Annotated in this window: 12 protein-coding genes; all 12 read right to left on the reverse strand. The window is 74.1% G+C overall.

The window, feature by feature from the left end; genetic code table 11:
* Window positions 1-36: 36 nt before the first annotated feature.
* Window positions 37-1,161, reverse strand: a complete 1,125-nt coding sequence (gene dctP, locus ACI790_RS10245) for a TRAP transporter substrate-binding protein DctP (RefSeq protein ID WP_456569680.1) — start codon at window positions 1,159-1,161, stop codon at window positions 37-39.
* Window positions 1,162-1,236: 75 nt separating this feature from the next.
* Window positions 1,237-2,583 (reverse strand): TRAP transporter large permease, encoded by a 1,347-nt coding sequence (locus ACI790_RS10250; protein WP_456569681.1) that lies wholly within the window; start codon window positions 2,581-2,583, stop codon window positions 1,237-1,239.
* A 107-nt stretch (window positions 2,584-2,690) separates the two neighbouring features.
* Entirely contained in the window at window positions 2,691-3,197 is a 507-nt protein-coding gene (locus ACI790_RS10255) for a TRAP transporter small permease (RefSeq protein ID WP_456569682.1), read from the reverse strand.
* A gap of 137 nt (window positions 3,198-3,334) precedes the next feature.
* Window positions 3,335-4,948 (reverse strand): thiamine pyrophosphate-binding protein, encoded by a 1,614-nt coding sequence (locus ACI790_RS10260; RefSeq protein ID WP_456569683.1) that lies wholly within the window; start codon window positions 4,946-4,948, stop codon window positions 3,335-3,337.
* Window positions 4,945-6,585: an AMP-binding protein gene (locus tag ACI790_RS10265; RefSeq protein WP_456569684.1), complete on the reverse strand. Its 1,641-nt coding sequence runs from the start codon at window positions 6,583-6,585 to the stop codon at window positions 4,945-4,947. Before ACI790_RS10265 ends, ACI790_RS10260 begins: the two co-directional genes overlap by 4 nt.
* Window positions 6,582-8,276 (reverse strand): class I adenylate-forming enzyme family protein, encoded by a 1,695-nt coding sequence (locus ACI790_RS10270; RefSeq protein WP_456569685.1) that lies wholly within the window; start codon window positions 8,274-8,276, stop codon window positions 6,582-6,584. The genes ACI790_RS10265 and ACI790_RS10270 overlap by 4 nt, the downstream gene beginning before the upstream one ends.
* Window positions 8,273-9,421 (reverse strand): CaiB/BaiF CoA transferase family protein, encoded by a 1,149-nt coding sequence (locus ACI790_RS10275; protein WP_456569686.1) that lies wholly within the window; start codon window positions 9,419-9,421, stop codon window positions 8,273-8,275. The genes ACI790_RS10270 and ACI790_RS10275 overlap by 4 nt, the downstream gene beginning before the upstream one ends.
* The gene (locus tag ACI790_RS10280; protein ID WP_456569687.1) at window positions 9,418-10,221 is read right to left on the reverse strand and encodes a crotonase/enoyl-CoA hydratase family protein; all 804 of its coding nucleotides are present in this window, start codon (window positions 10,219-10,221) and stop codon (window positions 9,418-9,420) included. The genes ACI790_RS10275 and ACI790_RS10280 overlap by 4 nt, the downstream gene beginning before the upstream one ends.
* Before the next feature lie 16 nt (window positions 10,222-10,237).
* Window positions 10,238-11,389 carry an acyl-CoA dehydrogenase family protein gene (locus ACI790_RS10285; protein WP_456569688.1) on the reverse strand — a complete coding sequence of 384 codons (1,152 nt, stop codon included), beginning with the start codon at window positions 11,387-11,389 and terminating at the stop codon, window positions 10,238-10,240.
* A gap of 206 nt (window positions 11,390-11,595) precedes the next feature.
* Window positions 11,596-12,648 carry an LLM class F420-dependent oxidoreductase gene (locus ACI790_RS10290; protein ID WP_456569689.1) on the reverse strand — a complete coding sequence of 351 codons (1,053 nt, stop codon included), beginning with the start codon at window positions 12,646-12,648 and terminating at the stop codon, window positions 11,596-11,598.
* A 181-nt stretch (window positions 12,649-12,829) separates the two neighbouring features.
* Window positions 12,830-14,041, reverse strand: coding sequence for an acetyl-CoA C-acetyltransferase (locus ACI790_RS10295; protein WP_456569690.1), 1,212 nt, complete (start codon window positions 14,039-14,041; stop codon window positions 12,830-12,832).
* Window positions 14,034-14,933 carry an FAS1-like dehydratase domain-containing protein gene (locus ACI790_RS10300; protein ID WP_456569691.1) on the reverse strand — a complete coding sequence of 300 codons (900 nt, stop codon included), beginning with the start codon at window positions 14,931-14,933 and terminating at the stop codon, window positions 14,034-14,036. The genes ACI790_RS10295 and ACI790_RS10300 overlap by 8 nt, the downstream gene beginning before the upstream one ends.
* Window position 14,934: the final 1 nt, after the last annotated feature.

Here is a 14,934-nt window from a genome sequence, read left to right on the forward strand (position 1 = left end):
GGGAGGGCGGTGCGGACGCCCGCCCTCCCGCGGGGCTCAGAACTGGAAGCTGTCGAAGTCGGCCTCGAGCTCGGTCTTCCCGTCGCCCGTCGTCTCCGGGGTGACCTCCTCGACCTGGTCGACGGCCTCCTGCGCACCCTCGCCGATGTCACCGATCCACTGGTCGGGGATCGAGGCGAACAGCTCGTTCATCTTCGCCACGTCGGCCTCCGGCCACTCGAAGGTCTCGAACCCCTCGTCGACCAGCCGGGCGAGCTCCGTCTTCGCTTCCTCCAGGGTCGCGTCGGTCGCGCCGATGCTCCCCTGCCGTCCGCACTCGTAGACGGCCTGCTGCTGCTCCTCGCTCAGGCCGTCCCAGAACGACTGGCTCATGTAGGCGTTGAGCGACGTCGACGGCATGTCCAGGTTCGTCGTGCCGTAGTTGAGCAGCGTCTCGATGCCGGTGCTGCCGAAGGACGGGTAGTGGAACAGGTTGCCGTTGACCACGCCGCGGTCCAGCGCCTCGAACTGCTCGGAGCTCGGCATCTTCACCGGGTTCATGCCGAGCAGCCGCAGCTGCTCGGCCTGGATGTCGGTGCCCACGCGGGGCTGCAGGCCCTGGGCCGACGCCAGGTCGGGCAGCGGCCGGTCGGTCGAGGAGAGCTCGTAGTCGGCGACGGTCGTGACGATGATCGGGACGACGCCCACCGCCTTGTACTCGTCGACCAGCGGCCCTTCCTGGTGGGCGGCCAGCCAGCGGGCTTCCACGTTCTGGTCGGGCTTGAGCCCCAGCGGCAGGTCCCAGGCCGGCGAGTAGCGCAGCTCCGGGTGGTAGGGCGGCGCGGTGAAGGCCATGTCGGCGATGCCGCTGTCGAGCATGGTGAGCGAGTCGCCGACCTTGCCCAGCTGCTCGCTGGGGTACAGCTCGGCGGTCAGCTGGCCGTCGGACTCCTCGGCGACGCACTCCTGGAAGAGGAGCGCTCCGCCGGTGTAGTGGATGTTCTGGTCGGAGGCGTACCAGGCGACCTTGATCGTCTGGGCGTCCCCGCCGCCCGCACCGCCGCCGCCACCACCACCAGCGGAGGTCTGGCCGGCACCGCACGCGGTGAGGGACAGCGCTGCGGTCGCGGCGACGGAAGCGAGCAGAACGGGACGGCGGAGACGCCGGGGACTACGCGGCACAGGGGTGTCCTTTCGGTAGCCCGGCCCCGGGAAGGGCCGGATGTGGTGCGGTGGGCGTACGGCCGGGGCGGCCGATCACATGAGGCCGGCGACCTCCGGCAGGTAGGTGACGACGTCGGGGAAGGCGATGAGGACGGCGATGACCACGGCCTCGGCGACGAGGAAGACGCTGGCCCCGCGGAACGCGTCGCCGACCCGCTTGCCCGGCACGGCCCCGGCGGCGATGAAGCAGTTGATGCCGACCGGCGGGGTCAGCAGCCCGACCTCGACCATCTTGGTGACGATGACGCCGAACCAGACGGCGCTGTAGCCCAGGCCGAGGATCACCGGCATCACGATCGGCAGGGTGAGCACGAGGATCTCCACCTGGCTCAGGAAGCAGCCGAGGACCAGGTACATCGCCAGGATGATCAGCAGGACGACGATGGCCGGGAGATCCAGGCCGAGCATGAAGTCGCCGAACGCGCGGGTGACGCCGGTGACGGTCAGGAAGTAGCCGGTGAAGTTCGCGCCGATGACCAGCAGGATGATCATCGTCGTCGTCTTGACCGTCGCGTTCAGGGACGCCGACAGGGCCCCCAGCGTGAACCGGTTGTCGCGGTCGGCCTCGTTCTTGCGGTTCAGCCAGGTCAGGCCCAACCAGACGAGGAGGGTCGCGGTCGCGCCCATGCCGGCTGCCTCGGTCGACGTGGTGAGCCCGCCGTAGATCGAGCCGATGACGACCACGACGATGATGAGGAACGGCCACACCGGCGCCAGGGAGGCCCGCTTCTCCTTCCACGTGTAGCGCGGCTGCTCGCCCTGCGGGAAGTCCTGCGGGCTCTTCTTGACCCAGCCGAGGATCACGGCGCCGTACGCGGTGGCGGTGATCAGACCCGGGATGAGCCCGGCCAGCAGGAGCGCGCCGATCGAGGTCTCGGTCAGCACGCCGAAGAGGATCAGCGGGATGCTCGGCGGGATCATGATCGCCAAGGTCCCGGCCGAGGCGACGGCGCCCAGCGCGAGCCGGTCGGAGTAGCCCCGCTCCGTCATCTGCGGGACCGCCAGCCGCGCCACCGCACCGGTGGCGCCGATGCTGGAGCCGGAGAGCGCGCCCATCATGGCGCTCGCCACCACCACCGCGTAGGCGAGACCACCGCGGACCCCGGAGAGGAACCGGTCGGCGAGCACGAACAGCCGGCCGATGATCCCGCCGTGCGTGGCGAACTCCGCCATCAGCAGGAACAACGGGATGGTCGTGAGCGTGTACGAGGCCGCCGTGCGGTACGGGGTGCTCTCGAGGAAGCCGATCGTCGGGTCCACGTTCACGAACATGAGCAGGCCGAGCAGGCCGGTCACGCCGAGCGCGTAGGCGATTTCCACCCCGAGGAACAGCAGGATGAAGAACAGCACGATGGGGAGCGCCACGAGCAGGAAGGTCACGACGTCCCTCTTCGGTCGGGTGGTGCGGGCAGGCGGAATGAGGGCTGCGGCGTCCGCAGGAGCGGAGGCCGGAGCCGGGAGGAGGAGCGGGGAGGCGCCGGTGGCGCTCAGGGTTCGGTCGAGGCCGCCACGGCGTTCGGGTCGTCACCCACGGCGTGCGTGCGCGGGTTGAGCAGGAAGCTGACGAGGATGAGACAGGACAGCAGGGTGGTCAGCGAGACCATCCCGTAGGCCAGGGCCGGTGGGACCGCCCAGGACTGGCCGCCGGGCTCACCGATGCGCTCGATCGCCTGGATGCCGTTGGTGATGGCGATGGGCAGGAGGAAGGCGATCCCGGCCACCCAGGCGAGCATCCGGATGCCGACCTGCACGGTCCGCGGGAGCTTCTCCGCGAACGACGTGACCCGCACGTGGCCGTGGTGCAGGGTGGTGTGCAGCAAGCCCAGGAAGACGACGGCGGGCATGGCCAGCTCGGTGAGGAACGTCAGCACCCAGCCGGGCGAGGAGTCGGTGAGCACCCGGCCGACCGCGTTGCCGGCCATCACGAACATCATCGCGAGGAGCGCGATCCCCGCGAGCGGCTGGAACACCCGTCGCGTCAGTGTGTCGAACATCCCGCCACCCACCTCTCATCGGTCGTGATCACTCCACCACCCGGCCCCGGGCGGGGACAAAGACGCTCCGTCGAAGTGACCTATAGCCGTGGCCTATGTCACGGCGCGGTCGCGCTCCGCACGGCGGGGCCGGTCGGTCAGCCGGCCAGGATGTTGACCTCGGGGTCGAGCCGCACGTCCACGAGGAACGGGCCGTCCAGCGCCGGCACGATCCCGGCCAGCGCCTCCAGGTCGGCGAGGGTGCGCACCGTGCAGCCGTCGCCGCCCATCGCCCGCGCCATCGTGACCAGGTCGGGCCACGCGTTCAGCGAGTAGCCGGGGTCGGCACCGAAGTGGATGAGCTTGTAGTGCTCGGCGCCGTAGGCCCCGTCGTCGAGCACCACGACCAGCAGCGGCAGGCGCTCGCGCACTGCGGTCGTGAACTCCGCCATGCTCATCACGAACCCGCCGTCGCCAAGGGCGGCCACCGTCAGCACCGAGGGCCGGGCCAAGCTTGCCCCGATGGCCCCGGCGAGCCCGAGGCCGATCGAGCCGAACGCCCCCATCGACAGGAAGGAACCGCCCCCGGCGACGGCGACGTGCGGCCAGACGCCGACGACGTAGCGCCCGATGTCGCTGACCAGCTGCCGCTCCGCGGGGAGCAGCTGGTCGAGCCGGATCATGGCGGTCCGCACGTCGACGGTGTCCCCGGCGGTCCGGTCCCGGTAGTCGCGCCTCGGGTCGTGCTCCCGGAGCGCCCGGCGGACGCCCGTGAGCCATCCGGCGGCCGGCCGGTGCCCGGCCTCCTCGAGCAGCGCCGCCATGGCCTCGGCGGCGCGGCGGGCGTCCCCGGCCACCGGGTGGTCGACCGGGGTGTAGGAGCCGAAGGCGGCCGGGTCCTCGTCCACCTGGACGATCCGCTTGCCGCGCGTGATCGACCCGTGCGCCGAGGTGTAGCTGTTCAGGCTCGCCCCGAAGGCCACCACGCAGTCGGCCTCGCCGATGGCCGCGGCGGCGACGCCGTGCGACAGGTTGCCGAAGATGCCGAGGTCGCCGGGGTCGCCACGGAAGAGGTCCTTGGCCAGCACGGTGGTGGCCAGCGGCGCGGCGAGCAGGTCGGCCAGCCGCACGAGCGCGTCCCGCGCTCCGGAGGTGACGGCCCCGCGGCCGGCCAGGACGACGGGGCGCCGGGCGCCCGCGACCGCGGCGACGGCCGCCTCGAGCGCCTCCCCGTCCGGGGCGCCGGGCGCCGCCGGCACCGGCCGCCGGACCGGCGGCTGCTCCCCCGCCTCGGCGCGGACCAGGGCGATCGGCAGGTCCAGGACGATCGGCCGCCGTTCGGCGACCACCCGCTGGAGGGCCCGGTCGAGGTCGCGGACGAGGTTGCCCGCGCCGCTCACCCGCTCGTACCCGGCGCCGACCGACTGCGCGACGGTGGAGATGTCCAGCCGCTGGAAGTGGGTCGGCTCCGGCGGGGTGTCCCCGGTGATGAGGAGGACCTGGCTGCGGGCCCGCACGGCCTCGGTCAGCGAGGTGAGGGTGTTGGTGAACGCCGGCCCGTGGGTCACCGAGGCGACGCCGACCCGGCCCGTGGCCCGGGACCAGCTGTCGGCCATGCCCACCGAGCTGTTCTCGTGGACCACGGGGACGAACCGGCCGCCGCGGTCCCGGTAGCTCGCGAGGTAGAGCATGTTGGCGTCGCCCATCAGCCCGAACACGATCTCGATCCCGTGGTCGAGGAGCGCCTCGGCGACGTGCTCGTGCACCCTCATCGGGCGACACCTCCCTGGACCGCGTCCCCGGCCGAGGCCGCGTACTCCGCGCGGATCCGCTGGCGCTGCACCTTGCCGGTCTCGGTGCGCGGCAGCTGGTCGACCAGCCGGAACTCCCGTGGCACCTTGAACCCGGCCAGCACGCGGCGGGCGTGCGCCTCGATCCGCGGCACCGCCGCGGCGGCGTCGCCGGCGCCCTCCTCGAGCTGGACGACGGCCACCACCCGCTGACCCCAGTCGTCGTCGGGCACCCCGATCACGACCACGTCGGCGACGTCGGGGCTGCCGGCCAGGGCGCCCTCCACCTCCGCCGGGTAGATGTTCACCCCGCCGGAGAGGATGAGGTCGGTCCGCCGGTCGGCGAGGAACAGCCAGCCGTCGTCGTCGACGTGGCCCAGGTCGCCGGTCGTGATCAGGTCGCCGCGGCTGGCGGCCGCCGTCTTCTCCGGGGCGTTGAGGTAGCTCACCGGGACCGCGGGCCGGTAGTACACCAGCCCGACCTCGCCCGGCGGCCGCTCGGCCCCCTCCTCGTCCAGGACGTGCACCTGGACGCCGGGGATCGGGTGGCCGACCGTGCCGGGCTTGCGCAGCCACTCCTCCGCGGTGACGGCGGTGACCGAGCCCTCGGTGGCGCCGTAGAACTCCGCGACGACGGGGCCGAGCCAGTCGATGCAGGCCCGTTTGACCTCCGGCGGGCAGGGGGCGCCCGCGTGGACGACGCTCACCAGGCTGCTCAGGTCGTGGGCCGTGCGGACGGTCTCGGGCAGCCGCAGCCACCGGCCGAGCACCGTCGGGACGGTGAACAGGACCGACACCCGGTGCTCCTCGATCAGGGCGAGCAGCTCCGCCGGCCGCGGGCGTTCGGTGATGACGACCGTGTGGCCGAGCCCCAGCGCGACGGTGGAGAAGGTGCCGGGCGCCGCGTGGTACAGCGGTGAGCCGACCAGGTGCACCTCCCGGCCCGGACGGATGCCCAGCCGGCCCATGAACCCCACCACCGTCGGCGAGAGCCCGGGGGGCCGACCGGTCAGCGGCTTGCGGACCGCCTTCGGTCGGCCGGTGGTGCCCGACGTGTAACCGAGGTAGTCCCCGGCGGTCAGCTCGGCGGGGGCCGCCGTCCCGAACCGGCCGAGCCAGTCCTCGTAGTCGTGCCCCGCCCAGCCGGGGATCCCGTCGCCGGCGTCCACGACCACCACCCGCTCCGGGGGGATGCCGCCGGCCTCGGCGAGGGCGGCCTGCACCACGTCGGCGAGCGAGGCGTCGACGACGAGCAGCCGCGCGCCGCTGTCCCGGAGGATGTAGGCCATCTCCGGCGCGGTGAGGTGGTGGCTGATCGGCGTGAAATACAGGCCGGTCTGGCCGGTGGCCAGGCGCAGCTCGTGGTACTCGCGCCGGTTCGGGAGCATCGAGGCGACCACGTCCTCGTGGCCGAGGCCGGCCGCACGGAGGGCGTGCGAGACCTGGTCGACCCGGCCCAGCAGCTCGCCGTAGGTGAGGGTCCGCAGCCCCGGCTCGACGATGGCCGGCCGCTGCGGGTCGACGGCCGCGACCGACCGGAACCCCAGCGGCTCCTCGGTCGTGCCCCCTCCTCCGCCGTCCCCGGGCGCGGTGCCGCCGCGGCGGTGCGCGCCGGTCACGACCCGGCCTGCAGGAGCGCGCGGAGGTCCGTCTTGCGGATCTTGCCCGCCGCGGAGGTGGGCAGCGCGTCGACGATCCGGACGGCGCGCAGCTTCTTGTACGGCAGCACCCGCTGCGCGACGTGGGCCAGCAGCTCCTCGGCGTCGAGGCGGGCACCGGCGCGGGGCACCACGAAGGCCACCGGCTCCTCGCCGACGAGCGGGTCGTCCCGGCCCACCACCGCGGCCGCGGCGACGTCGGGGTGCGTGGCGAGGACGTCCTCCAGCTCCCGCGGGTACACGTTGTAGCCCTTGTAGATCAGCATGTCCTTGGCCCGGTCGCAGATGAAGACGAACCCGTCCTCGTCGACGTAGGCGATGTCGCCGGTGTCGAGCCAGCCGTCGACGAACTGCTCGGCGGTCGCCTCCGGGCGGCCGTGGTACCCGTCGGCGATCTGCGGCCCGCGGGCCCACAGCCGTCCCGGCTCCCCGGCCGGCAGCAGGTCCGCGCCCCCGGCGCCGCCCCGGATCTGCACCTCGGTGTCGAAGACCGGGAGCCCGACGCTGCCGGTCTTGCGCAGCTCCTCCGGCAGGGCGGGGCTGGTGGTGAGCAGGCAGGTGCCCTCGGTCAGCCCGTAGCCCTCGGTGACGACGGCGGCGGGGAACGCCCGGGCCATCCGCTCCAGGGTCGGCACGTCGATGGGTGCGGCACCGGAGGACAGCATGCGCATCGACCCCAGGTCCCGGGCCGGCAGGTCGGGGGACGCGACGATGCCGCGCCACATCGTCGGGCTGCCGGTCAGGTAGCTGACCCGCTCGCGCTCGATCACCTCGAGCATCCGGTCCGCCGAGAACCGCCCCAGCACCACCAGCGTGGTCCCGCAGAGCAGCAGGAAGTTGGCGTTGACCAGTGCGTGGGCGTGGAAGAGCGGGGAGACCACCGCGGTGACCTCCGCGCCGATCCGCACCGGCGCCCGGTCGGCGGCCGGGAAGGGCCGGAGGGTGACCGTCCCCGCGGCCTCCTCGACGGCGTGCCCCGACCGCCACCCGACCATCTGGGCCACGTTGGCGACCACGTTGCGGTGCAGCACGCGGACCGCCTTGGGCACGCCGGTGGTGCCTCCGGTGTAGACGAGGTGCGCCAGGTCCTCCCCCTGCCGGGCCACCGGCGGCCGGTCGGTCGGCTGGTCCCGCACGAGGTCGTCGAGCGGGAGGACCGCGACCGGCCCGCTCCCGGCCGGTGGGCTGCCCGCCTCGGCCGGGGCCGCCTCGCTCGGGGGGACGACGACGACGGTGCCGACGGCGGTACCGGGCAGCGCCGCCATCAGTGCGGCGGCGTGCGCGGGGTGCGTGACCACCGTTCCCGCGCCGGTGTCCCGCAGCTGCGCGGCCAGCCCGGCGGGCGGGGTCAGCGGGTTCACCGGGGAGACGACGGCGCCCGCCAGCAGGGTGCCGGAGTAGGCGACCAGAAACCACGCGGTGTTGGGCAGGTGCAGGGCCACGACGTCGCCCGGGCGCACCCCGCGCGCCCGCAGTCCGTGGGCGACGGCGCACGCCGCGGCGTGCAGCTGCCGGAACGTCAGCCGCAGGTCGCCGTCGACGACCGCGATCCGGTCGGGGTGGCGCGCGGCGGTCGCGGCGTGCAGGGTGCCGACGTCCACGGCCGGGTACTGCAGCTGCCGGGGCAGGCCCTCGGGCCAGTAACCGGTCACCGGACCACTCCTTCCGTGCGCAGCCGGGCGATGTCGGCGGCCGTGCACCCCAGTTCGCCGAGCAGCTCGTCGGTGTGCGCCCCCGCGGCCGCGGCCGACTCCGGCGTCGCGCTTGGCGTGCCCGAGAACCGTGGCACCGGGCGCGGGTGGACCGCCCCGTCCGGTGCCGTGACGAAGGCGCCGCGGGCGGCGTTGTGCGGATGCGCCGGGGCCTCGACGAGATCGAGCACCGGGGTGGTGCAGGCGTCCAGGTGCTCCAGCCGCTCGGTCCACTCCGCGCGGGTGGCCGAGCCGAACGCGCGGGTGAAGACCGCTCGCTGGTGCGGCCAGGTGCTGCGGTCGTGCTGCCGCGCGAGGTCGATCTCAGCCGCCACGCCCAGGCCCTCGACGAGCGCGGCGAAGAAGGCCGGCTCGATGGCGCCGACGGCCATGAAGCCGCCGTCCCGGCACGGGTAGACGTCGTAGAACGGGGCGCCCGAGTCGAGCAGGTTGGTGCCGCGGTCGGCGGTCCACCGGCCCTGGGCGAGGAACCCGTAGGTCATCGCCATCAGCGCGGCGGACCCCTCCACCATGGCGGCGTCGACGACCTGGCCCCGGCCGGTGGTCCGGGCGTTCAGCAGCGCGGCGAGGATGCCCATCGCCAGGACCATCCCGCCGCCCCCGAAGTCGCCCACCAGGTTGAGCGGTGGCACCGGCGGCGTCCCGGGCCGGCCGATGGCGGCCAGCGCGCCGGACAGCGAGATGTAGTTGATGTCGTGCCCGGCCCGCTGCGCCAGCGGCCCCGTCTGGCCGTACCCGGTCATCCGGCCGATGACGAGCTGCGGCCGGGCAGCGAGCAGCTCGTCGGGGGCGAAGCCGAGCCGCTCGGCCACCCCCGGCCGGAAGCCCTCCACGAGGGCGTCGGCGCGGTCGACCAGCCGGCGGACGAGCGCGCGCCCCTCGGGCGCGCGCAGGTCCACCGCCAGGGACCGGCGGCCGCGGTCGAGCACCGGGTTGGGGGCGGCGTCGACGTCGGCGGGGCGGTACACCCGGACCACCTCCGCCCCCAGGTCGGCGAGCATCATCGCCGCGAAGGGGCCGGGCCCGATCCCGCCGAGCTCGACCACGCGGATGCCGGTCAGCGGGCCGGCGCCCGGGGCGGTCATCGCCCGGTCCAGACCGGCGGCCGCTTCTCCGCGAAGGCCCGGGCTCCCTCCCGGGCGTCCGCCGAGGAGTTCACCCGGTCGCTGATCTCCCGCTGCCGGACCCAGCGCTCGTCCTCGGGCCACGAGCGGTACTGCCGCATGATCTGCTTGCTCCCGCGGACCGCGAGCGGCCCGTTCGCGGCGATCCGCCGCGCCAGCTCCAGGGCGCCGTCGAGGGCTCCGCCGTCCTCGGTGAGCACGTTGACCAGCCCCAGCTCGTGGGCCCGCTCGGCGCCGAACATGTCGCCGGTCAGGGCCCACTCCATGGCGACGTTCACCGGGATCCGCTCCGGCAGCCGCTGCAGCCCGCCGGCGGCGGCGATCAGGCCGCGGCGCGCCTCCGGGATGCCGAACCGCGCGCCGCGGGCGGCGACGACCAGGTCGCAGGCCAGGACGATCTCGCAGCCGCCGGCCAGCGCGTACCCCTCGACCGCGGCGATCAGCGGCTTCTCCGGCGGCGCCTCGGTCAGCCCGGCGAAGCCCCGGCCCGGCAGGGTCGGCCGCTCGCCGCGGAGGAACGCCTTGAGGTCCATGCCGGCGCAGAAGGTCCCGCCGGCCCCGGTGACGACACCGAGGACCAGGTCGTCCCGGCGGTCCAGCTCGTCGAGGGCGGCGCCGACCTGCTCGGCCACGGCAGCGGTCACCGCGTTCTTCGCCGCCGGCCGGTTGAGGGTGATGACCAGGATCCCGGCGTCCTCGCCGACCAGCACCTCGGCGTCCTCGGCCGGTGCGGGCGTGCCCTCGTGGATGTGGGTGCTCATGTCTGCGTTCTCCCGCTCACAGGCCGAGGGACTTGGCGATGATGGTCTTCATGACCTCCGACGTGCCGCCGAAGATGCGCGTCACGCGGGCGTCGGCGTACAGCCGGGCGATCGGGTACTCGTTGATGTAGCCGTAGCCGCCGTGCACCTGCAGGCAGGCGTCGACGACCCGCTGCTGCATCTCGGTCACGAACAGCTTCGCCCGGGCGGCGTCGGCCGCGCTGAGCTCGCCCCGCGAGTGCGCGTCCAGGGCCTGGTCGACCATGGCCTGCCCGGCGGCGACGTCCGTGGAGCACGCGGCCAAGACGAACTTGGTGTTCTGGAAGCTCGCCAGGTCGCGTCCGAACACCTTCCGCGACCGGGCGTACTCGGTGGCGAGCTGGACCGCCCGCACGGCCGAGGCCTGGGCGGACACGGCGATGGTCAGCCGCTCCTGCGGGAGGTTGTGGGAGAGGTAGCCGAAGGCCTCGCCCTCCTCGCCGAGCAGGTCCTCCACCGGCACCCGCACGTCGGTGAACGACAGCTCCACGGTGTCCTGCGCCTTGAGGCCGATCTTGTCCAGCGTCCGGCCGACCGCGAAGCCCGGGGAGGAGGTGTCGACCACCAGGATGCTCAGGCCGCGGCGGCGGTCCTCGCCGGTCGGCGGCGAGGTCCGGCAGACGACCAGGATCCGGTCGGCGTTGCGCCCGCCGGTGATGAAGGTCTTGCCGCCGTTGAGGACGTAGTGGTCGCCGTCGCGCTGGGCCGTCGTCCGGATCCCGGCGAGGTCGGACCCGGTGCCGGGTTCGGTCATCGCGATGGCCAGCACCAGGTCGCCGGCCACGATGGCGGGGAACCAGCGCCGCCGCTGCTCCTCGTCGGCGTACGTCAGGAGGTAGGGCAGGGCGACCTCGGAGTGCACCCGCAGCGAGCCGAGGCTGCAGTCGGCGAGCACCGACTCCTCGATGAACGCGGCGTTGAACCGGTAGTCGTCCTCCCCCGCTCCCCCGTACTCCTCGGGGACCTGCAGGTTGATCAGCCCCAGCTCGGCCGCCTTCCGGTACACCGCCCGATCGGGGACGCCCGCCTTCTCCCACTCCTGGTAGTGGGGCGCCACCTCCTTCTGCAGGAAGCGGCGCGCCGTCTCCCGGAAGGCGTCGTGGTCCTCGGTGAAGACGGTGCGGCGCACGCGGTGTTCTCCTTCGCTCTGGGCATGGTGCGGTCGGGTGCGGCGCCGAGGCCGCGCGGTCAGCTGCCGGGCCGGGCAGCTCGCGCCGCCGCACGGCCGGTTCCCGTGACCCCATCCAAAGAGCGCCGCCCGGCCGGGTCAAAGACGGGGCGGTGATCCGACCGATAGGTGCCGCCTATGCGAACGCCGCACCGCCACCGCTCGCGTCAGGAGACCAGCTCCTTGAGGGCCTCGATCGACCGGAGCCGGCCGGCGTGGTCCTCGGCCAGCGGGGTCGCGTTCAGCGTGGTGACGCCGGCGTCGGCGAAGGCGGCGACCCGTTCGGCCACGTGCCCGCGCGGGCCGACCAGCGAGACGCCGCGCACCAGCTCCTCGGGCAGGGCCGCCGCCGCCTCCTCCTTCCGCCCCGCGAGGTAGAGGTCCTGGACCGTGGTCGCCTGCTCGGCGAAGCCGTACCGGGCCGCCAGGTCGTTGTAGAAGTTCTTCCCGCGCGCACCCATGCCACCGATGTAGAGCGCCAGGTTGGCCCGCACCTGCTCGAGCGCGGCCGCCTCGGCGGCGGGGTCCTCGGTGACGAGCAGCCGCGTGTCGGCGACGACCTGGAGCGGCCCGAGCTGGGGATCGCGCCGCGCCGCGCCCTCGGCCAGCGCCGGCCCGAACGCCTCGGCGCTGGCCTCCGGCAGGAAGAACACCGGCTCCCAAGCCTCGAACAGCTCCGCGGCCAGCGCGACGTTCTTCGGGCCGATGGCGGCCAGCAGCATCGGGACCCGCGTCCGCACCGGCTCGTTGATCAGCTTCAGTGGCTTGCCCAGGCCGCTGCCCCCGCGCTCCGGGGTGAGCGGCACGTCGAGGTAGCGGCCGTGGTGGTCCAGCCGGTCGCGGCGCCACACCGTCCGGCAGATGTCCACCACCTCGCGGGTCCGGCCCAGCGGCGCCGTGTACGGCACGCCGTGGAAGCCCTCCACGACCTGCGGGCCCGACGCCCCGATGCCGAGGGTGAAGCGCCCTCCCGAGACGTGGTCCAGGCCGGCGGCGGTCATGGCCAGCAACGCCGGCGTCCGCGAGTAGATGTTGAGGATGCCGGAGACCAGCTCCAGCGTCGTGGTCCGGGCGGCGAGGTAGCCGAGCTGGCTGACCGCGTCGAAGGAGTAGGCCTCGGCCACGTAGACCGCGTCGAGGCCGGCGCTCTCGTACTCGGCGATGACCGCAGCGGTGCGGGAGAACCCGCCGTCGTAGGACATGGGCATGCCGATGCGCATGGGCGAACTCCGATCGGACGCGGGCCGGGGCCGACCCTGCTGGCTGGAACCTGCGGCGTCGGCCCGGAACGGGGCCGCGCGAGGGGGACCGACGACGCACCGGGGCGTCGTCAGCCAGGCCGGGCGGCCGCCGGGACCGAGGAACCGGCGGCCACCCGGACGGGGGCCGGGCGGGCGGGGATCAGGCCACGCGCTCGAAGACGGCGGCCATCCCCTGGCCGCCACCGATGCACATGGTCTCGAGGGCGTAGCGGCCCTCCCGGCGGTGCAGCTCCCGCGCCAGGGCGGACAGCATGCGGACGCCGGTCGCCCCCACCGGGTGCCCCAGGGAGATGCCCGACCCGTGGACGTTGGTGCGCTCGTGGTCCTCGTCGGTGAACTTCCACTCGCGCATCACGGCCAGCGCCTGGGCGGCGAACGCCTCGTTGAGCTCGATCACGTCGACGTCGGCCAGCCGGAGGTCGGCCCGCTCCAGCGCCGCCTGCGTGGCCGGGACCGGCCCGATGCCCATCACCCGCGGGGCCACGCCCGCCACGGCCCAGCTGACCAGGCGGACCAGCGGGCGCAGCCCGAGCTCCTCGGCGCGCTCAGGCGTGGTCACGATGCACATCGCTGCGGCGTCGTTCTGCCCGCTGGCGTTGCCGGCGGTGACCGTCGCCTCCGGGTCGGACGAGCCGAGGATCGGCCGCAGCTTGGCCAGCGACTCCATCGACGTCCCGGGGCGCGGGTGCTCGTCACGGGAGATGATCTCCGCGCCCTTCCGGCCGGTCACGGTGACCGGGATGATCTCCTCGTCGAAGACGCCGGACTCCTGCGCGGCCACGGCGCGCCGGTGCGACTCCACCGCCAGCCGGTCCTGCTCCTCGCGGCCGATGGAGTACTCCCGGCGCAGGTTCTCCGCGGTCTCGAGCATGCCGCCGGGCACCGGGTGGAACCGGCCACCGGCCGTGGAGCGGGCGCGCACCAGGCTGTCGTGCATCTGCACCCCGGCGCGGGCGCCGCCCCAGCGCATGTCGGTCGAGTAGAACGCGGCGTTGCTCATGCTCTCCGTGCCCCCCGCCACGACGAGGTCGTGGGCACCGGTCTGCACCTGCATCGCGGCGTTGACCACGGCCTGCAGGCCTGATCCGCAGCGCCGGTCGAGGTGCTGTCCGGGAACGGTCACCGGGAGGCCGGCGTCGAGCGCGACGACCCGCCCGATCGCGGGCGCCTCGCTGTTGCCGTTGCAGTGGCCGAGGATGACGTCGTCGACCAGCTCGGGGTCGATGCCGGTGCGCGCGAGCAGCCCGGTCAGCGCGGCCACTCCCAGGTCGACGGCGGTCAGGGACTGGAACATGCCGCCGTACCGGCCGATAGGGGTGCGGACCGGCTCGCAGATGACTGCTTCACGCATGGGGGGTGCCTTTCTCGAGAGGGGATGCGGTCAGGCTGGTGCAGGTGACCGGCTCGTCGGCCGGCCCGCGGTCGAGCGTCGCGGCGACGCCGTCCCCGTCCGGCCGGTGGCGCACGGTCGCCGGCTGCCCGCAGAACAGCGGCGCCCGGTTGCGGTGGCGCAGCCGCACCTGGTCGGGCAGCGCCCCGGCCTCGCGGAGCGTCTCGGCGAGCAGGATGGTCATCAGCGGCCCGTGCACGACCAGGCCGGGGTAGCCCTCGACCCGGGTGGCGTAGGGCCAGTCGTAGTGGATGCGGTGCGCGTTGGCGGTGGCCGCGCTGAAGCGCATCAGCAGCGTCGGGTCGGTGGCCAGGGACCACTCCGCCGCGCCGTCGCGGCGCAGCGGTGCTCCGGCCGGGTCCAGGGCGGCGGCCGGCTCGGGCGGCGGGGGGTCGGCGGCCGGGCCGGGGGCCTCCCGGAACACCAGGTCCTGCCGTTCCTCGACCCGGAGCCGACCGTCCCGTCCGGAGAGACGGGTCTCGACGACGACCACCGCCAGCCGGCCGCTGCGTCCGTTCTTCTCCTCGACCGAGCCGACCCGCGACTCCCGCCGGATCTCCTCCCCGACCTCCAGCGGCCGGTGCACGGTCACCTCCCCGCCGGCGAACATGCGGCGCGGGAGGTCGATGGGGGGGAGGAACGTGCCGCGGGCCGGGTGGCCGTCGCGGCCGAGCGTCGTCGCGGCGGCCCACCGGGGCAGCGCGACCCAGTGCCAGAGCGCGGGGAGCGGATCCCCCACGTCGGGCACGGGCAGCGGGCCGTCGAGCAGCGCACCGAGCGCGCGCACCGGGCCCGGCTCCACCACCTCGGTGGTGGTCAGGGTGTGCGGTTCCCAGCCCGCCGTTCCCGTCACG

Source organism: Blastococcus sp. SYSU DS0539 (assembly GCF_054050855.1).

Bases quoted from the DNA above. Each gene is read 5' to 3' on its own strand.
- ACI790_RS10275 (WP_456569686.1), bottom strand. From the start codon at position 9,421: ATGACCGCCCCGGGCGCCGGCCCGCTGACCGGCATCCGCGTGGTCGAG.
- ACI790_RS10295 (WP_456569690.1), bottom strand. From the start codon at position 14,041: ATGCGTGAAGCAGTCATCTGCGAGCCGGTCCGCACCCCTATCGGCCGG.
- ACI790_RS10260 (WP_456569683.1), bottom strand. From the start codon at position 4,948: ATGAGGGTGCACGAGCACGTCGCCGAGGCGCTCCTCGACCACGGGATC.
- ACI790_RS10280 (WP_456569687.1), bottom strand. From the start codon at position 10,221: ATGAGCACCCACATCCACGAGGGCACGCCCGCACCGGCCGAGGACGCC.
- ACI790_RS10290 (WP_456569689.1), bottom strand. From the start codon at position 12,648: ATGCGCATCGGCATGCCCATGTCCTACGACGGCGGGTTCTCCCGCACC.
- ACI790_RS10255 (WP_456569682.1), bottom strand. From the start codon at position 3,197: ATGTTCGACACACTGACGCGACGGGTGTTCCAGCCGCTCGCGGGGATC.